This window comes from Nocardiopsis aegyptia (assembly GCF_013410755.1).
Lineage (GTDB): Bacteria > Actinomycetota > Actinomycetes > Streptosporangiales > Streptosporangiaceae > Nocardiopsis > Nocardiopsis aegyptia.
Window position 1 is genome coordinate 429,070 of the sequence record NZ_JACCFS010000001.1, and the last position, 17,910, is coordinate 446,979.

General features: G+C 73.5%; 17 protein-coding genes. 6 read left to right on the forward strand and 11 right to left on the reverse strand.

Features of this window, described 5'->3' with window-relative positions; all coding sequences use genetic code 11:
• The first annotated feature begins 10 nt into the window (after positions 1-10).
• The gene (rph, locus tag HNR10_RS01980; RefSeq protein ID WP_312889470.1) at positions 11-2,653 is read left to right on the forward strand and encodes a rifamycin-inactivating phosphotransferase; all 2,643 of its coding nucleotides are present in this window, start codon (positions 11-13) and stop codon (positions 2,651-2,653) included.
• A 28-nt stretch (positions 2,654-2,681) separates the two neighbouring features.
• Here rph and HNR10_RS01985 read toward each other — a convergent pair whose 3' ends face one another.
• Positions 2,682-3,296, reverse strand: a complete 615-nt coding sequence (locus HNR10_RS01985; protein ID WP_179820388.1) for a TetR/AcrR family transcriptional regulator — start codon at positions 3,294-3,296, stop codon at positions 2,682-2,684.
• Positions 3,297-3,377: 81 nt separating this feature from the next.
• Here HNR10_RS01985 and HNR10_RS01990 point away from each other — a divergent pair, with 81 nt between their 5' ends.
• A complete protein-coding gene (locus HNR10_RS01990) occupies positions 3,378-4,127 on the forward strand; it encodes an SDR family NAD(P)-dependent oxidoreductase (RefSeq protein ID WP_179820390.1) in 750 nt (249 codons plus the stop codon).
• 437 nt (positions 4,128-4,564) lie between these two features.
• Here HNR10_RS01990 and HNR10_RS01995 read toward each other — a convergent pair whose 3' ends face one another.
• The 5 genes from HNR10_RS01995 to HNR10_RS02015 all read right to left on the reverse strand — a co-directional run bounded on the left by HNR10_RS01995 (position 4,565) and on the right by HNR10_RS02015 (position 9,481).
• A complete protein-coding gene (locus HNR10_RS01995) occupies positions 4,565-5,686 on the reverse strand; it encodes a M20 family metallopeptidase (RefSeq protein WP_179820391.1) in 1,122 nt (373 codons plus the stop codon).
• A complete protein-coding gene (locus HNR10_RS02000; RefSeq protein WP_179820393.1) occupies positions 5,676-6,344 on the reverse strand; it encodes a DUF1028 domain-containing protein in 669 nt (222 codons plus the stop codon). Before HNR10_RS02000 ends, HNR10_RS01995 begins: the two co-directional genes overlap by 11 nt.
• The gene (locus tag HNR10_RS02005) at positions 6,341-6,763 is read right to left on the reverse strand and encodes a RidA family protein (protein ID WP_179820394.1); all 423 of its coding nucleotides are present in this window, start codon (positions 6,761-6,763) and stop codon (positions 6,341-6,343) included. The genes HNR10_RS02000 and HNR10_RS02005 overlap by 4 nt, the downstream gene beginning before the upstream one ends.
• Positions 6,764-6,770: 7 nt before the next feature.
• Positions 6,771-8,054, reverse strand: coding sequence for a flavin-containing monooxygenase (locus tag HNR10_RS02010; RefSeq protein WP_179820396.1), 1,284 nt, complete (start codon positions 8,052-8,054; stop codon positions 6,771-6,773).
• Positions 8,055-8,134: 80 nt separating this feature from the next.
• Entirely contained in the window at positions 8,135-9,481 is a 1,347-nt protein-coding gene (locus HNR10_RS02015; protein ID WP_179820397.1) for an MFS transporter, read from the reverse strand.
• Between the two features lie 262 nt (positions 9,482-9,743).
• On the opposite strand from HNR10_RS02015, the gene HNR10_RS02020 reads away from it, so the two are divergent.
• Positions 9,744-10,652, forward strand: coding sequence for a LysR substrate-binding domain-containing protein (locus HNR10_RS02020; protein WP_179820399.1), 909 nt, complete (start codon positions 9,744-9,746; stop codon positions 10,650-10,652).
• Positions 10,653-10,664: 12 nt separating this feature from the next.
• On the opposite strand, the gene HNR10_RS02025 is transcribed toward HNR10_RS02020, so the two are convergent.
• Positions 10,665-12,140 (reverse strand): DUF6297 family protein, encoded by a 1,476-nt coding sequence (locus HNR10_RS02025; RefSeq protein ID WP_179820401.1) that lies wholly within the window; start codon positions 12,138-12,140, stop codon positions 10,665-10,667.
• Positions 12,137-12,754: a heme ABC exporter ATP-binding protein CcmA gene (ccmA, locus tag HNR10_RS02030; protein ID WP_179820403.1), complete on the reverse strand. Its 618-nt coding sequence runs from the start codon at positions 12,752-12,754 to the stop codon at positions 12,137-12,139. Before ccmA ends, HNR10_RS02025 begins: the two co-directional genes overlap by 4 nt.
• A gap of 273 nt (positions 12,755-13,027) precedes the next feature.
• Here ccmA and HNR10_RS02035 point away from each other — a divergent pair, with 273 nt between their 5' ends.
• From HNR10_RS02035 to HNR10_RS02045, 3 genes are all read left to right on the forward strand, one after another.
• Positions 13,028-13,240, forward strand: a complete 213-nt coding sequence (locus tag HNR10_RS02035) for a hypothetical protein (protein WP_179820405.1) — start codon at positions 13,028-13,030, stop codon at positions 13,238-13,240.
• A 99-nt stretch (positions 13,241-13,339) separates the two neighbouring features.
• Positions 13,340-13,903: a MauE/DoxX family redox-associated membrane protein gene (locus HNR10_RS02040; protein ID WP_179820407.1), complete on the forward strand. Its 564-nt coding sequence runs from the start codon at positions 13,340-13,342 to the stop codon at positions 13,901-13,903.
• A gap of 77 nt (positions 13,904-13,980) precedes the next feature.
• On the forward strand, positions 13,981-14,874 hold the full coding sequence (locus HNR10_RS02045; protein WP_246406007.1) for a hypothetical protein: 894 nt from the start codon (positions 13,981-13,983) through the stop codon (positions 14,872-14,874).
• A 37-nt stretch (positions 14,875-14,911) separates the two neighbouring features.
• Here the strand turns inward: HNR10_RS02045 and HNR10_RS02050 are convergent, their stop codons facing one another.
• The 3 genes from HNR10_RS02050 to HNR10_RS02060 are packed head-to-tail and all read right to left on the reverse strand — an operon-like array spanning position 14,912 to position 17,869.
• A complete protein-coding gene (locus tag HNR10_RS02050; protein ID WP_179820409.1) occupies positions 14,912-15,427 on the reverse strand; it encodes a S26 family signal peptidase in 516 nt (171 codons plus the stop codon).
• Positions 15,424-17,328: an ABC transporter ATP-binding protein gene (locus HNR10_RS02055; protein WP_179820410.1), complete on the reverse strand. Its 1,905-nt coding sequence runs from the start codon at positions 17,326-17,328 to the stop codon at positions 15,424-15,426. The genes HNR10_RS02050 and HNR10_RS02055 overlap by 4 nt, the downstream gene beginning before the upstream one ends.
• Positions 17,321-17,869, reverse strand: a complete 549-nt coding sequence (locus HNR10_RS02060) for a TlpA family protein disulfide reductase (RefSeq protein ID WP_179820412.1) — start codon at positions 17,867-17,869, stop codon at positions 17,321-17,323. Before HNR10_RS02060 ends, HNR10_RS02055 begins: the two co-directional genes overlap by 8 nt.
• Positions 17,870-17,910 lie beyond the last annotated feature (41 nt).

The window sequence follows — 17,910 nt, forward strand, 5'->3', positions numbered from 1 at the left end:
ATTGCGTGACGTGCTGGATTTCGCACATATCGACGCGACGAATATCGCGGAGGCCGGCGGGAAGGGCGCGGCTCTGGGGGAGCTCTCGCGGATCGCCGGTGCCCGCGTGCCGGACGGCTTCTGCGTCACGACCGACGCCTTCCGACGGACTCTCGTCCGGGTACCGTCGATCGACGCCCTGCTCGATCGTCTCGCGCGGGCGGAGCCGGACGACCACGCGGCGATCCGTACCGTGAGCGCCGACATCCGCCGTGCCATCGAGGACAGCGACGTGGACGACGCCCTCGCGGCGGAGATCGGGGCGGCGCTCACCCGGCTCGGGGAGGACGCCCCCTGCGCGGTGCGCTCCAGCGCGACCGCCGAGGACCTGCCGACGGCCTCCTTCGCCGGCCAGCAGGACTCCTACCTGAACGTCACGGGCCGCGCGGCCGTGGTCCGGCGCGTCCGGCTCTGCTGGGCCTCCCTGTTCACCGAGCGGGCGGTGACCTACCGTGTCCGCAACGGCTTCGACCACCGCGGGATCGGCATGGCCGTGGTCGTCCAACGGATGGTGTTCCCGGACGCGGCCGGGACCATGTTCACCGCCGACCCGGTGACCTCGAACCGCAGGACCGTCACCGTGGAGGCCGGTTGGGGGCTCGGCGAGGCGCTCGTCTCCGGCCGGGTCTCCGGTGACGTCTACACCGTGCGCGACGACCAGGTCGTCTCCACGGCGATCGCCGCCAAGACCCTGGACGCGCGGGCCGCACCGGAGGGCGGCGTCCACGAGGCACCGGTCGAGCCGGAGCGCCGGACCCGGCCGGCCCTGACCGCGCCGCAGGCCGTGCGCCTGGCGCGGCTCGGACGAAGCATCGAGGCGCACTTCGGCCGGCCGCAGGACATCGAGTGGTGCCGGGTCGGCGACGACTTCCACATCGTCCAGAGCCGAGCGATCACCACCCTGTTCCCCGTCCCCGAGGCCGAGGACGGGGAGAACCACGTCTACGTCTCCGTCGGCCACCAGCAGATGATGACCGACGCGATGAAACCGCTGGGGCTCTCCTTCTGGCAGATGACGACCCCGCGCCGGATGCACGAGGCGGGCGGGCGGCTGTTCGTCGACGTCGCCCCCATGCTGGCGACCCCCGAAGGCCGTGCGGGGCTCATGGAGTCGCTGGGCGGCTCCGACCCGCTGCTCGGGGACGCGATGCGCACCGTCCTCGACCGCGGCGGCTTCGTCCGCACGGACGACGACGCGACGGCCCCGCCGGCCGGCACCGCCCCCGCCGCCCCGCCCGCCGGGACCGCGCCCGCCGGTGAGCCGTCCGCCCCGGTCGAAGCCGATCCCGCCCTCGTCGACGAGCTGATCCGGTCCGCCGAGGCCTCCGTCGCCACCCTGCGCGACGAGATCCGGGACCTGTCCGGCCCGGCGCTGCTCGACTTCATCCGGTCCGACATCGCGGAGCTGAGGCGCGTCCTCTTCGATCCGCGGGGCCTCCCGCTGATCATGGCGGGGATGGAGGCGAGCCGGTGGCTCAACGAGCACCTGGAGGAATGGCTGGGCGAGAGGAACGTCGCCGACGTGCTCACGCACTCGGTCGACCACAACGTCACCTCGGAGATGGGGCTGGCGCTCCTCGACGTGGCCGACGCCGTCCGGCCGCACCCGGAGGTCGTGGCGTTCCTGCACCGCGTCGTCGACGAGGGCCGGGAGGGCGACGCCTTCCTGGACGAGATGGCCGGGCTGGACGGCGGACCCCAGGCGCGTGCGGCCCTCCGGGACTACCTCGACACGTACGGCATGCGCTGCGTGGGCGAGATCGACATCACCAGGACGCGCTGGAGCGAGCGGCCCGCCGCGCTCGTGCCCGCCCTCCTGGCCAACGTCAGGAACTTCGCGCCGGGCGAGGGCGAGCGGCGCTTCGCACGGGGCCTCGAGGAGGCACGCCGGAAGGAGCGGGACGTGCTGGCGCGCCTGCGCGCCCTCCCGAACGGCGAGGACCGGGCCGCGCGGACCAAGGCGATGATCGACCGCGTCCGCGCCTTCGCCGGCTACCGGGAGTACCCCAAGTACGGCATGGTCTGCCGCTACTTCCTCTACAAGCGGGCTCTGCTGCGCGAAGCGGACCGCCTCGTCCGCTCCGGTGTCCTGCGCGAGGCGGAGGACGTCTTCTTCCTCCGGTTCGAGGAGCTGGAGGAGGTCGTGCGCACCCGCGAGGCGGACGCCGGCCTCGTTCTGGAGAGGCGGGAGGCGTTCCGGTCACACGAGGCGCTCACCCCGCCCCGGCTCATCACCTCGGACGGTGAGATCCTCAACGGCCGGTACCGCCGCGAGGACGCCCCGCCCGGGGCGCTGGCGGGCCTCCCGGTCTCGGCCGGGGCCGTGGAGGGCCGCGCCCGTGTCGTCACGGAGATCGCGCAGGCCGACCTGGAGCCGGGCGACATCCTGGTCACCGCCTACACCGACCCGAGCTGGACTCCGCTGTTCGTGGCGGTCGCCGGCCTGGTGACGGAGGTCGGCGGGCTCATGACGCACGGGGCGGTGATCGCTCGGGAGTACGGGCTGCCGGCCGTCGTGGGTGTGGAGCGGGCGACGCGTAGGATCCCGGACGGCGCGCGGATCCGCGTGCACGGCACCGACGGGTACGTCGAGATCCTCGACCGGCTCGACTGAGCCGCCGCCTCGGCCGCGCTCACACGGGTCACCCGACGGTGACCGGGGGCCAGTGGTGCAGGGCGGTGTCGGCCACCTGCAGGAGGTCGTCACGGCCGACACCGCTCGCGGCCTGCACGGAGATCCCGTAGGCGAGGGTCGTGACGTACCGGGAGAGCCGGTCCGGGTCGGTCCCGGGCGGCAGGTCGCCCTCGGCGACGGCGCGTCGGAACCGGTCGGCGACGCGGGTCCCGGCGTCGTTGCGCCAGGCGGTCAGCACGTCGCGGGCCCGGCGTCCGGGGTCTCCGGTGGCCAGGGCGCCCTGGACGCCCAGGCAGCCCGCCGGGCAGCCGGGGCGGGTGGTGGCCCGGGCCGCGCCGTGCAGGAGGCCGGCGGCCACGGCGCGGGCGGTCGGCTCCGCCAGGGCCCTGGCCACGTAGGCGCCCGGCCCTTCGGAGTAGCGGTCGACCGCCTTGCGGAACAGCTCCTCCTTGTTGCCGAAGGCCGCGTACATGCTCGTGCGCGTGATGCCCATGGCCTCGGTCAGGTCGGTGAGCGTGGCGCCCTCGTAGCCCTGCCGCCAGAAGACGGTCAGCGCGCGTTCGAGGGCCGCCTCGGCGTCGAATCCCCTGGGCCGGCCCGGCGCCCTCTGTCCCGTGTCCACACCGAACAGCCTACCAATTTTGTACCGTACGATACTGAAGTAGTAACGCACCGATCGGTACAGAATCAGGGAGGCGTGGACATGGGGCAGTTCGACGGAAGGACCGCCGTGGTCACCGGCGGAAGCACCGGCATCGGCCTGGCGACCGCCGCGCGGCTGGAGGAGGAGGGCGCGCACGTGTTCGTGAGCGGCCGACGCAAGGCCGAGCTGGACGCGGCCGTCGAGGCCATCGGCCCGGCGGCGACCGGCGTGCAGGGCGACATCGCCGACCCCGCCGACCTGGACCGGCTGTTCGCCGCGGTCCGGGACCGCGGGCGGGGACTCGACGTGCTGTTCGCGAACGCCGCCGTCGCCTCGTTCGCGACGCTGGAACACGTGACCGAGGAGCACTTCGACCAGGTCTTCGGGATCAACGTCCGAGGGACGCTCTTCACCGTCCAGAAGGCGCTGCCGCTGCTGAACGACGGCGCCGCGGTGGTGCTGACCGGTTCGACCACCGGTGTCACCGGCGGCGAGGCGTTCGGCGTCTACGCGGCGTCCAAGGCGGCCATCCGCTCGTTCACCCGCACCTGGGCGAACGAGCTCAAGGGGCGGGGCATCCGGGTGAACGCCGTCACCCCGGGCCCCGTCGACACCCCCGGGCTGGCCGGCCTCGCCCCCGAGGAGGTCGGGGCGGCCGGCTTCACGGCCCACCTCGCCGGCACGGTCCCGCTGGGCCGGTTGGGCCGCCCGGAGGAGGTCGCCGAGGCGGTGCTCTTCCTCGCCTCACCGCGGAGCAGCTTCGTCACCGGCGCCGAACTCGCCGTCGACGGCGGCGCCAACCAGATCTGAGCCGGGCAGCGGCCGAAAGCAGCGCAGCGGCCTGAATCGGCGCGACCGCCGGAAGCGGCACAGCGGCCGGGACCACCGCGGCGGTCCCGGCCGTTCCGTGCCCCGTCACAGTCGGGGCCGCAGGTCCTCGATGTGGGCGGTGACGAGCTGACGGGTGCCCTGGTGGAGCTCGCCGTCGAGCATCGACGTCGCGTGGAGCACCATCATCAGGGCGATGAGCTGTTCGGCTCGCCATCGACGCCGGGGGCCATCCGCTGCTCCAGCTCTCCCCGCCGCTGGGCGCCGACGCCGTCCGCGCGCTGGTCGGGCTGGTCGGGCGGGCCCTGGACCGGTCCGTCACCCCGGGCGGGCTCCGGTGAGCGGGCACGACGCCACCACCGGGACGACGCCCGCCGGGGCGACTCCGGCCGAAGCGGTCCCGGGGCGGCGACGGACGGCTAGGAGAAGTACTCGTGTGCCGTGCGCGCGAGCAGGGTGGCGCCGTCCGCGATGACCCGGTCGGCCGCCTCGCCGACGCACACGGCCGCGAACTCCGGCTGGTGGTTGCTCACCGGGAAGCTGCCGAGCCCGATGTAGGGGTGGATGGCCGGGACGTGCTGGGAGACGTTGCCCAGGTCGGTCGAGGCGCGGTTCATCGTCTGGTGCTCCACGGGCGCGTCGAAGCTCCGCCCGAGCGCGAGCGCGTGGCGCATGTAGATCTCCAGCGCGCGCTCGTCCGTACGGAACTCGGAGTAGGGCTGCGACTCCGGTGTGAAGTCCAAGGCGGTGTCGGTCGCCAGCGCTCCGGCCTCGAAGCACTGCCGCACCCGGCGGTGCAGCGGTTCCAGGTCGGCCAGCGTCTCGGCCCGCGTGTACCAGCGGCCCTCCGTCACACCGGGGATGGCGTTGGGCGCCTCCCCGCCGACCGTCTGGATCCCGTGGACGCGCGTGCCGGGCGGGAGCTGCTGGCGCAGCAGGCCGAGGGCCACCTGGGCGACCACGAAGGCGTCGCCCGCGTTGCGGCCCTCGTGCGGGTAGGCGGCGGCGTGCGCCGACCGCCCGACGAAGCGGACGTGGTCGTGGGCGACCGCGTAGGGCTCGGCCCGCGGCGCGTCGACGGGGCCCGGGTGCGCCATGAGGGCCAGGTCCAGGTCCGTGAACGCGCCGGCGTCGAGCATCTCGATCTTGCCCCCGCCGCCCTCCTCCGCCGGAGTGCCGATGACGTCGATGCGCAGGTCGAGTTCGCGCGCCCACGGTCGCAGCGCGATCGCCGCTCCCGCCGACATCGCGGCGATGAGGTTGTGCCCGCAGGCGTGCCCCAGGCCGGGCAGGGCGTCGTACTCGACGATGAAGCCGACCCGGCGGCTCCCCGACCCGTAGGAGGCGTGGACGGCGGTCGGGAAGCCGAGGTACCCGGTGGTCACTGCGAAACCGGACTCCGCGAGCAGGTCGGCCGTCCACCGCGCCGCCCGGTGCTCCTGCCAGGCGGTCTCCGGGTGGGCGTGCAGCGTCTCGGAGTACTCGATCAGCCGCACCAGGTGCTCCGCGGCGCTGGGCGGCGCGAACGGTTCAGCGGTCATCGCCGGGCACTCCGTATCCGGGTGAGGCGGCCGGCTCCAGACCGCGCCGCACGTAGTCGTCGCGCTGGGGAAGCCAGACGTCGAGCAGCCGCCCGAGCGCGTCGATCGGGTCGTCCTGCCAGTCCACGCGCAGGTCGGTGTCGCGCCACCCGGCCGCGGACACGGTGGACAGCCCGGCGGAGTACACCGGTCCGGCCTCCCCGCCGGCGGCGAGCCCGGCCGCGAGCGCGGTGAGCAGGCGTTCCTCCAGCTCCCCCTCGGCGTCGGTGAAGGCCTCGCACAGGATCCCGGGGATGTCCGGGCCGGCCAGCATGTTGCCCGCGGCGGCGCAGTGCGGCGCGGTGGCCTCGCCGTGCACGCCGAGGGTGAGGCGTCCGCTGAAGGTGGCCGCCTCTCCGGAGGCGTCGACCACGGTGAGCTGCCGGTACTCGGTGTCCGGCCGGTCCTTGAGGACCTCCGCGAGCGCGGCGTCGGGGCTCGCTCCCGAGGCGAGTGCGTCCAGCAGGGCCGGGCCCAGCCGCGGGTCGGTGACGTTCTGCGAGGTGACCGCGCCGACCGCGTCGCGCAGGTGGATCACGCGTGCGGCGACCGCCGGCGAGGACGACGTGGCGGCGATGCCGAACCGGCCGTCCTGGTGGGCCGCGATGGAGAAGGTCATGCCCGTCCCTCCGAGATGACGGCGGTGGCGTCGATCTCGACCAGCCACTCCGGCCTGGCGAGGGCCTGGACGACGATGCCGGTGGAGACCGGGTGGACGCCCTTGAGCCAGCGGCCGATCTCGCGGTAGACCTCCTCGCGGTAGCGGGGGTCGACGAGGTAGATCGTGACCTTGACGATGTCCTGGAGGCCGCTGCCCGCCTCCTTCAGGAGGAGGTCGATGTTGGCCATGGCCTTCTCGGTCTGGGCACGGACGTCGCCGATGCCCACCGACTCACGGGTGTCCAGGTCCTGGCCGATCTGGCCGCGCAGGTACACGATGCCCCCGGCGACGACCGCCTGGCACAGGTCGTTGTCGAGGTTCTGCTCGGGGTAGGTGTCCCTGGTGTTGAACGGGCGGATGCGGGTGTGCGTGGTCATGGTGCGCTCACTTTCCGAACGGTGGGAACGGGGTCGGCGATCCGGGGCCCTTGTACTCCGCGTAGCTCCGCTGGATCGCGATGTGGTCGGCGACGTACCTCGCGTCGTGCCAGGCGCCCCAGATGAAACTCGAACCGCGCCGGGACTGCCAGGGCAGCCCCATGAAGTAGACGCCGGGTTCGGCGGAGACGCCGCGGTGGTGCCTCGGCCTGCCGTTCTCGTCGAAGGCGTCGACGCGCAGCCAGCCGTAGTCGACGGTGAATCCGGTCGCCCAGACGATGGAGGTGACCCCGGCGGCGGCCAGGTCGAGTTCGAGGAGGGGGTCGGTCACCGACCGGGGGTCGGCGCCCAGGACCCGTGCGCCCGGCTCCTCCGGGAGGTCGAGGCCGTTGCACTCGACGTAGGCGTCGGCCTCGTCGAGCAGGGCCAGGTAGTTCGCGTCGCCGGCGGCGATGTTGTCGCGGAGGTCGGGGGCGAAGCGCATCACCCCGCCGTCGCAGGAGTCGGTGCGGCCGACGAGCGTGATGCCGCGCTCGGCGAGCGTGCGGAAGTCCACGGTGTGGCCGCCGTGCGCGCCGCTGACCGCGATGGTGACGTGCTCGGCGCCCCTGGGCGGGGCCGAGGCCTCCCACTTGCCGAGGACGCCGAGCCACCACACGAAGTCGCGGTCGCGGTAGCTGCGCGGGGGGCGGTCGTGCGGGCCGACGGAGAGGTACACCCGCCGGCCCGAGGCGCGCAGTTCGTCGGCGATCTGCACGCCCGACGAGCCGGACCCGACGACGAGGACGGCGCCGTCGGGCAGCTGTGCGGGATTGCGGTAGCCGCTGGAGTGGATCTGGGTGAGGTCCGGCCCGTCGGGCACGATCGGCGGGATGACCGGCCGCTGGAACGGGCCGGTGGCGGCCACGACGTAGCGCGCCTCGATGGCGCCCTCCGACGTCTCCACCCGGAATCCCGGGCGGCCGGCGTTCCTGCGCACGGAGGTCACCTCGACCCCGCAGCGGACCGGGGCGCCGATCTTCTCGGCGTAGGCGGCGAAGTAGTCCGCCACCTGCTCCTTGGACGCGAAGGCGTCGGGGTCGAGGTCGGTGAACTCCAGACCCGGGAAGCGGTCATGCCAGGCGGGCCCGTTCGCGACCAGGGAGTCCCACCGTTCCGAGCGCCACCGTTCGGCGATGCGGTGCCGCTCCAGCACGACGTGCGGCACGCGGTGTTCGCTCAGGTGCTCGCTCATCGCTATCCCGGCCTGCCCCCCTCCGACGACGACGGCCTCGATCTCCTGACTGGGCATCCGATCCCCCAATGGTCGGTGTTGGCAACGTGGTAGCGCACGTATCGGTGCGCGTGTCATGTGCGGAAGCCGCCGGGCCCCTACGGGCGGGGCTCGGGCGCGACGGCCGCCCTGCGCTGGGCGCGGTCGCTCTCGTGCAGCAGGTTGGAGCCGTTGGTCTCCGGCATCGTGCGCAGGGTCACCGCGCCGATGACGCCGATGACGATCATCGTGAAGGCCGGGACCATGGAGCTGCCGGTGAGGGAGATGAGCCAGGTCATCAGGTAGGGCAGCGTTCCGGCGAAGAACGCCCCGGCGACGCTGTAGGCCATCGACAGGCCGCTCTGGCGGGTCCGTGTCGGGAAGAGCTCCGCCACCGCCGAGGCGTGGGTGCCCAGGATGACCGCGAGGATCACGGCCAGGCCGAAGGTGGCGGCGAACGCCGACCACGACGTGTTCACCTGCATCAGCAGGAACAGCGGCACCGCGCCGACGATCATCAGGGCCGCGGCGGCGTACAGCACCGGCTTGCGTCCCACGCGGTCCGACACCAGGCCGGACAGCGGGATCACGCCCATGGCCACGACCGAGGCCGCCGCGGAGAGCAGGGCCGCCCGGTCCGCCGGCACCCCGACGATCTCCTCCTGGTAGGTGATCAGGTAGACGAGCACGATGTAGAAGGTCGAGTTCATGAACGTCTCGATGCCCACGGTCTGCAGGAACTGCTTGCCGTTCGAGCGGAACACCTCCACGACCGGCTGGCTCGGGACGTTGTTCATGTCCTCCAGCGCGCGGTACTCGGGGGTGTCCTCGATCCGCAGGCGGATGTAGAGGCCGACCGCCGCCAGCGGGATGGTCAGCAGGAAGGGGAGCCGCCAGGCCCAGTCGAGCACGACCTCGGGGGCGAACGACGCGTGCAGGGCCCAGACGGCGAAGGACGCGCAGAGGAACCCGCCGACCGAGCCGAACTCGATCCACGAGCACCCGAACCCGCGGCGCCTGGGCGGCGAGAACTCGGCGAGGAAGGCCGCGGCCGAGCCGAACTCGCCGCCCGCCGCCAGCCCCTGGATGACGCGGGCGACCACGAGCAGGATCGGCGCGACGATGCCCACCGACTCGTACGTGGGCAGGAGCCCGAGCATCAGCGTTCCGGCCGCCATGGAGATGATGACGATGGACAGCGTCGCCTTGCGCCCGAAGCGGTCGCCGAGGTGCCCGAACAGCACCGAGCCGAGCGGGCGCACGAAGAACGCGACGGCGAAGACGGCGAAGACCGACAGCAGGCCGGTGGTGCCGTCCTGCTCGGGAAAGAACACCTGCGCCATCGTGGTGGCGAGGTAGGCGTAGACGGCCCAGTCGAACCAGTGGACGAACACGCCCACCGAACCGGCGAACACGCTGCGGCGCAGGTCCTTCCGGTCGACCCTCGCCGAGGTCTCACTCGTCATGTCTCCTCCAATGTGGTCGTGCTCGGACGCGGGACGCCTCGCGGGGTCGCGGGGTCCCTCCGTCCGGGGGGATGCGCGTCGTGGTTCGGGAGGCCGTCAGCGCCCGCCGGTGCGGGCGCTCCCACGGCGGTCGGGGAACACGTGGTCCTCATCTCCGGCCCTGTGCTCTGGCTCACGAGTATCGAGGTCAGGATTATGATCTGTACAACACATAGATCTGAAGTTCTCCTTCGGAAAAACCGATACTCCCTGGAGGCAGGCCATGGCTGACGTGAGCTTGAGACAGCTGGAGTACCTGATGGCCGTCGCCAGGCTCGGGTCGGTGACCGCGGCGTCGCGTGAGCTCTTCGTGTCGCAGTCGGCGGTGTCCACGGCCCTGGCCGACCTGGAGGCGGCCCTGGGAATCACCCTCTTCGTCCGCTCACAGAAGGGGATGCGGCTCACCGCGTCGGGACAGCGCGCGATCACCGCGGCCGACCACGTGCTCGCGGGTGTCGACCAGCTCCGGGAGTCCGCCAGCCGGGAGCGGGACGAGGTCGAGGGCACGCTCACCATCGGCTGCTACGCGACGATCGCGCCGATCCTGCTGCCGAAGGTGATCGACGAGTTCTCGCGGCGCTACCCGCACGTGCGGTTCTCGTTCGTCGAGGCGGCCCACGAGACACTGCTGGACGACCTGCTCAACACCCGTATCGACCTCGCCATCACCTACCACTACGAGCTCGACACCGTGCGTGCCACGACCGGGATGACGGCACAGCTGCTGCGGTCGGACCCGCCGTACGTGCTCACGCCGGTGGGCGGGGCGCTGAGCCGGGGCGACAGGGTGAGCCTGGCCGACCTGGCCGCGGAACCGCTGATCCTGTTCGATCTGCCGCCCGGTGGCGACTACTTCCTCGGCCTGTTCGCCAAGGCCGGGCTGACGCCGAACGTGCGGTTCCGCACGACGAGTTTCGAGATGGTCCGCGGCCTCGTGGCCCGCGGGCTGGGCAGCGCGCTGCTCACCCAGCGCACGGTGCTCGAACGCAGCTACGAGGACCTGCCGTACACGACCAGGGAACTCGACATCGAGGCCGGGGGGCTGGGAATCGAGGTCATCCAACTGGCCGACCGCGCACCGGTCAGGCGGATGCAGGCCTTCATCGACGTCTGCCGCGAGGTCGTGGCCTGACCCACCGGTCGCCTACGCGCGCCTCGGGGCGGCGCAGTAGGCCGCCAGAACCGCCGCCGCCCACACCGCCTGCGCAGCGAGCAGCGGCCCGGTGACCCCGGTGGTGCACGCCACGAGCGCGGGCAGGCATCCGAGGATGGCGATGTCGGCTCCGGTCAGTGCCCAGACCAGAGGACCGAGCGGCACCGGTCCCAGCGGCGAGTCCAGGACGGGCATCGAGTGCTCGACGGGCCGCCGCCGCGCCAGCCGCAGTCCGCCCGCCGCCAGCGCCGGCGCACACAGGAGGCCAAACGGCCAGAGGAGTCCCCCGTGCCCCGCCAGGTCCAATCCGGCCAGCGCGAGGGTCAGCCAGGCGCCGCCGAGCAGGGCGGGCAGCACCGCACGCGCCGCCAGGAGCGCGCGCGGACCCGCGCCCAGCAACCGGACCAGCGACGCGTCGCCGGCGTCGCGGCGCGCCCCGGTGGTGCCCGTCGCGGCGACCGCCATCGCGCCCGCGGCGAGGACGGTCAGCGTCACCGGCATGCCGCCGCCCGCCCGCGCGGTCAGCGGCGGCAGCACGGCCGCCCCCGCCATCAGCGCGAGCAGCCCCGGTCGGCGCGCCAGGCGCAGCCAGTCCGGCCAGGCCACCGCCGCCGCCCCGCGCAGCCACGACGGCCACGCGCACGACCGCAGGGTGCGCGAGCGCCAGTGCGCGTCCTCGGCGACCCAGGTCAGCGTGCCCGGATCCATGGCGACGAACGCACCCGAGGCGAGTTCGGTCCGGGCCGAGGCCGCCAGGACCGCACGGGCCGGGATGCGCGCGACGCGGGTCCAGGCCCGCCACACCAGGCCCATCGCCGCGGCGGCCGACCCGGACGCCGCCGACGCCCACGCCGCCGGAGGGGCGGTCGCGAGAGCGGTGAGCGCTCCCTGCCCCGGCCCGAGGCTCGTAACCGCCATTGCCAGCGCCGCCACCACGAGGACGACGAGCACCGCGGCCAACCGGTCGTCCCAGGCCTGGGACGCCTGCGCCAGCACGGTCACGGCCATCCCGCCCAGCGTCCACGACAGCCCCATGACCACGGACACGAACAACCGGAGCGTCAGCGCGTCGGGGGCGCCCACCGCGCCCAGGAGGGCCAGGCCGAGGCACGCACCGACGACGGCGCACACCAGGGCGAGGACCAGCAGCGCGGGCGCCAGCACTCCCCGGCGCGGCAGGGGTGAGAGCACCAGCCACGCCGCGTCCGCCGCCGAGGCCCCCACCGGGCCGACCACGCGTGCCAGCGTCAGCGCGACGGCGAGCACCAACGCGATCAGGGCCAGCCCGGCGCCCGCCCGCGCCGGGTCGACGCCCGTGGGCACCGCGGCCACCGCGCGGCCGACCGCCGGGGACACCAGCATCACCAGCAGTCCCAGGCTCAGCAGGGTGACGTACCGGTCGGACCAGCTGCGCCGCCGCCTGGTGCGGACCCGTACGAACGCCCGGACCGGCGCCACCCCCGTCACGCGGCGACCTCCAGGGCGACGTGGCGGGCGTCCTCGGCCAACCGTGGATCGTGCGTCACCATCACCACCGTGCCGCCGTCCGCGGCGTACCCGGCGAGCAGCCCCGCGAGCCGTTCCCGGAAGGCCGCGTCGAGCCCGCGCTCCGGCTCGTCCAGCAGTAGCAGCCGGCTCGGCCGCAGGAGCGCCATGGCCAGGGACAGCCGCTGGCGCTGCCCGGTCGACAGCGACGAGGGTGCCCGGTCCGCGCAGCCGACGAGCTCGAACGACTCCAGGGCCGACCGGGCCTCCCACCGCCCGGAACCGTGCACGGCCCGCATCAGCTCCAGGTGCTCCCGCACGGACAGGCCGGGGTACCAGGCGGGTTCGTCGCCGACCATGGCGACCTCGCGCCAGAACTCCGGCTCGTCGGCGGGCGGCCGGCCCAGCACGCTGACCTCGCCCGTGGCCTGCTGCAGCCCCGCGAGGCAGCGCAGCAGGGTCGTCTTGCCCACGCCGTTGGCCCCGAGCACGGCCACCACCTCCCCGGGGGCGACCGTGAGGTCGACTCCGCGCAGGACCGGGGCGCCGCCCAGTTCCACACCCACGTCCCGGGCCACGATGATCGGTTCGCTCACCGACCCAGACTAGGACCCGCCGGTGCCGCCGAGCGCCTTCAGGGGGCGCGGTCGCGCGGGTGCAGGGACGCCCGCACCACATCGACCTGGTCCGGATCACCCGGGTGGAGCAAGGTCGCTGCAAGGAACGCTCAGGGTCGCCCTGACACGGTGGTCCGACACCACGCGGCGGTCGGAACACCGGCCCGGGCGGCGGCGGGGCGTTCGTGCCGTCGGCGTCCCGGGACACGTCCGATCGCCGAACGTCCCCAGCGACACAGAAGTGGAGTTCCCATGGACACCAGCCCCCTCGTCCGCCTCGGCGACCGGATCCTGGAGCGCCTCGCTCCGAAGGCCACCGCCTCCGCGGCCCGGTGCTACTACCAGTACCGATGCGTCTACCGCACGTCCACCTGCGTCAACCGCGAGTCCAGGCAGCGCCGTCGGGTCTGCCACGACAGCGGCGAGATCTACTACGGCGACTGGGTGACCGTCGGCTGCTGCTGACGCCCGCCCGCTGACCCGCCCGCCGGACGTGGCACCGCAGCGGTGACGGTGCCGCGTCCGCCGCCGTTCTCCCGCTCCGGACCGCGAAGGACCCACCCCTTGCTCACCATCACCACCTTCTTTCTCCAGGCGGCGATCGCCGGGGTCTTCCTCGCATCCGGTCTGTCCAAGGTCCGCGGCGGGGACCACCAGGAAACCTGGGCGGTCCTCGCCGCGCGCCTGCCCCTGCGCCACCTCCCCGTGCGCGCCGCCTCCCGCGCCCACGTCGGCGTCGAGATCGCGGTCGGCACCGCCCTGCTCGCCGGAGCATGGCTGCGGGTTCCCGCCCTGGCCGCGGCCACCGTGCTGCTCGCCGCGTTCACCCTGCTGGCCCTGTACTCCACGCGCGCCGACGACGCGGTTCCATGCTCCTGTTTCGGCACGTCCCGGGCGGTCCTGGGATGGCCGCACGTGTGGCGCAACCTGGCGCTCACCGGCCTGGCCGGCGCGGGTCTGGTCTGCGCGTCCGCGGTGGGCCCGGCGCTGCCCGCCTCACTCGCGGGTGCGGCCCTGGCCGTGGTCGGCGCGCTCGCGGTCACCGCTGTGACCTTCTTCTTCGACGACCTCGTCGAACTCTTCCGCCCGCTGGAGAGCGCTCCGGGAGGGCGGACGTCCCGTCGGTAGTGCCCGGCGCACGCGGTGCCGGTCCGTCACGGCCGCCCGGTCACCGGCGGTCACCCGCGCCTGACACAATGTCGGCCATGTCCTTTCCCTCCCCTCCCCCGCACGGCCCCGCGCCGGGCGAAGCCGCCGCGTACGCCCAGAACCCGCATCCGCGGCCTGCGTACCCGCAGGCCCCTGTCCCGTACGCGCACGTCCCGCCCCGCCCCGGGCCCGTCATCGACGGCGGGGACCTGCGCCCCGGCACGCGCTGGTACTGGATCGGCGGGCTCACCATCCCGATCGGGGGGCTGGTCGCCCTCGTCGTCTTCCTCGGCCTTCTCTTCTCCGCGACCGCGGAACCGGAGCTGATCGCCGAGTTCCAGGGCGGTGACAGCGCCACGTTCCAGGTCGAGGAGGGTCAGGAGGGCCACTGGGGCCTGTACGTCGAGGGCGACGCCAACCGCTACGCCTGCGAACTCGACACGCCTTCGGGGCCCGGGTCCGGGAACGACAACCTGGACACGGCGCCGTACTCCTACAGCGGCATGGCCTACGACAGCTGGCGGCTCACCGCCGGGCTGTCCACGCCCGAGCCCGGTGAGTACGAACTGCGCTGCGACGACCTCCACTCGGGCACCTACGGGATCGGCACACTCGAACAGGTCGCGTCCGCCGAGACCAAGCTGATCTCCGGCGTCCTGTTCCTGGTCGTCCTCGGTCCGTTGAGCGTCATCGCGGGCGTGGTCGTCCTCGTGGTCACCGGGGCGCGGCGCTCCTCCCACCGCGCCCGGCTGGTGCAGGAGTGGATGCGCAGCGCCGGCGCGCCGCAGGGGCCCCCGGCGGAGCCCTCGCCCGGCCATGGCCCGCCTGTCGGTGGCCCGCCCGGCTATGGCGCGCCCGGCGGCGGACCGCCCGGCGATAGCCCGTCTGTCGGGGGCTCGCACGGTGATGGCTCGCCTGTCGGCGGCCCACCCGAAGGCCCACAGCACTGACCTACGACCCCGCCGCGTCCCGGTCCGCCCCGCACTCCTAGGTCGGCGTGGGGACATCCCGCCCGACAGGGTCGCGCCGGGACGCCATGCGGCGCACGACGACCCCGAGCACCCCGTCGGCGCGAACGGGGCCCCACACCCGCGAGTCGATGCTCCGGTCCGCGTTGTCGCCGAGCAGGACCAGCGACGCCGACGGAACCGTGCTCCGCCCGTCACCCGTCGGAACGGTGGCGGGCACGGGGTCCCCCGGCAGCGCGGCCACCCGCTTGACCACCATGGCGGGCCTCCCGGGCTCGGGCGGCGTGCGGTCGTCGCCGTGACGGTCGTCGCCGTGCAGAGGGCCGCCGAAGACGATCACGTCCCCCACGCGCAGGGCGTCGGCGCGGCCCCGGCGCACGAGGACGCGGTCGCCGTCCAGGAAGGTCGGGGCCATGCTCTCCCCGATCACGTCCACCACCAGCCACGTGCGCCGCAGCGACCACAGCCCGGTTCCACCCGCCACGGCCAGAGCTGTCACGCCGAGCACCACGATCAGGGCCATCGGCACAGTCACCCCTCCCCCGCCTGCACCGGTACGGCCTCCGCGGAGTCCTGGTACCCGCGTGCCTGGATTCTGTACAGATGGGCGTACAGGCCGTCCTGCGTGAGGAGTTCGTCGTGGCTGCCCGTCTCCACGACGGCGCCCTCGTCCAGGACCGCGATGCGCTCGGCCTCGCGGACCGTGCCGAGCCGATGGGAGATGAGCAGGCTCGTGCGTCCGCGCCGGTGGGCGCGCAGCCCGGTGTGGATCTCGTGCTCGGCCTCGGCGTCCAGCCCGGAACTGGGCTCGTCCAGGATGAGCAGGTCGCGCTGGCCGCGCAGGTAGGCTCGCGCCAGCGCCAGGCGCTGCCACTGCCCACCGGACAGGGGCACGCCGAGCTGTGTGTCGTCCTCGTCGTCGGAGACGTCGAAGAACATCCGCGTCAGCAGGGTGTCGTAGCCGCGGGGCAGGTTCTCCACGATCGGGTCGGCGCCGGCGTGTTCGGCCGCGGCGCGGACCAGGCCCCGCCCGCCGTCGGAGTCCGACCCGGGGGCGTCGCCGGTGAGGACGTCGACGTCGCCGAGCCCGATGTTCTCGGCCGCGGTCAGGTCGTACTCCATGTAGTCCTGGAACACAGCGCCGATGCGGCGCCTGAGCTCCGCCGGGTCCATGTCCCGCAGATCCACCCCATCCCACAGGACCGCCCCGCGCTCGGGGTCGTACATCCGGCACAGCAGCTTCACGAACGTGCTCTTGCCCGCCCCGTTGCGCCCCACCAGCCCCAGCGAACCGCCGTGCGGGATCACCAGGTTCACGTCCCGCAGGACCCACGGGTGCTCGGGCGAGTAGCGGAACCACACCTCGCGGAACTCGATGCCCTTGCGGAGTGCCGGCACCGGCCGGGGGCGCGCCGCGACCACGAGGTCGGGTCCGGTGCCGACGACCTTGAGGTAGTGGTCGAACATCAGCAGCTGGTTGTGCGCGAACGTGATGTCCTGCACCAGCTGGGTGAGAGCGCCCTGCACCCCGCCCACGGCGGCGACGAACAGGGTGAGGTCGCCGACCGTGAGCCGGCCGTCCACCGCGGCCAGGACGGCCCACACCAGCCCTCCCCCGGCCACCACGGCGGAGAGCACCCCCAGGAGGCTCTGCGCGGACAGCCCGCGCTGGTCCATCCGCCGGTTCTGGGCGTTGGACTCGCGCCGGTCGTCGGCCATCCGCCCGCGCAGGTAGGGGCCCGCCCCGAACAGGCGGATCTCCTTGGCGGCCTGCACGTTCGACAACAGGTCCCGGAAGAAGAACTCGCGCCGCTCCACGGGTCCCAGGTTCCACAGCATCCCCGCGCGCGCCCGGGACAGCCGCAGCTCCACGAACAGCGCCGGCAGGGCGGCCACCAGCACCACCAGGGCCATCACCGGGCTGATCACCAGCAGGGAGACCAGGAACCCACCGATGGTCACGACGGCGCCGATCACGGAGAAGACCGAGGAGGTGACGTTGGTGGGCGTCTCGCCGCCCGACTGGTGCGCCAGCCGGATCCGGTCCAGGAACGCGGGGTCCTCGAAGCGGGCCAGGCCGGTGAACCGCTCCACCGCCGCGAACAGGCGGTCCTGGGAGAGCAGACCGACCCGGCGCGAGATCTCGTCGATGACGTACCGGGACGCGAAGGGGGCCAGGGTCGCCACGAGCCCCGTTCCGGCCAGTCCCAGGCCGAGGCCGAGCACGTATCCGGCCGCGGGCTCGCCCGCGATCGCGTCGAGGACGGCCTTGGTCAGCCACGCCGCCACGACCGGCGACGCGGCCTGCACGAGGGTGAGCAGCGCGAAGGCCACCGGCAGGTACCACCCCGTGCTCCACGCCAGGGCCAGGGCCGCGACCACACCGCGCAGCGACGTCCGGACTCCGCCGGTTCCGGGTTCGGGCCGCTCAGACATCCGCGGCGTTCTCCAGATCCGCCACCTCGACGCCGCTGGCCAGCACCCGGCCGTCGGCGTCCACCCGCGCGATGGCCGGGAAGGCCTGCACTCCCAGGGCCCGGGTGAGGGGGCCGTCATCGGCCTCGTGGACCACCCGGGCGACGGGGGCCAGCTGCGCGATCTCGCCGGCCGCCTCCTCCAGGCCGCCGACGACGAGCGCCAGGACGCCGTCCCTGCCGCCGGGAGTGTTCCCCGCCAGCTCCACGAAGTGGGGCAGCTGCTGCGCGCACCCGGAACAGCCCGGGGAGAAGACCCCGATCAGGGTGTGGCCGTGCAGGTCGTCACGGGTGAGGACGGTGCCGTCCAGCGTTTCGGCCGAGTAGGTCCCGATCCGCGCACCGCCCGGGAGCATGGAGTCGGGGAAGGCGTCCGAGCCGTCGACGCCGCCGCCGATGAGTGCGGTGTGCTCCTTCAGGCGCCGGATCACGGCGACGGTGAGCAGGAGGTTCAGCAGGCACAGGCCGGTGACGAGGACGACGGCGACGGTGAGGACGGTCATGGAGGGGCACTCCTCGGGGTGGTGGATGGGAGCGGGTGCGC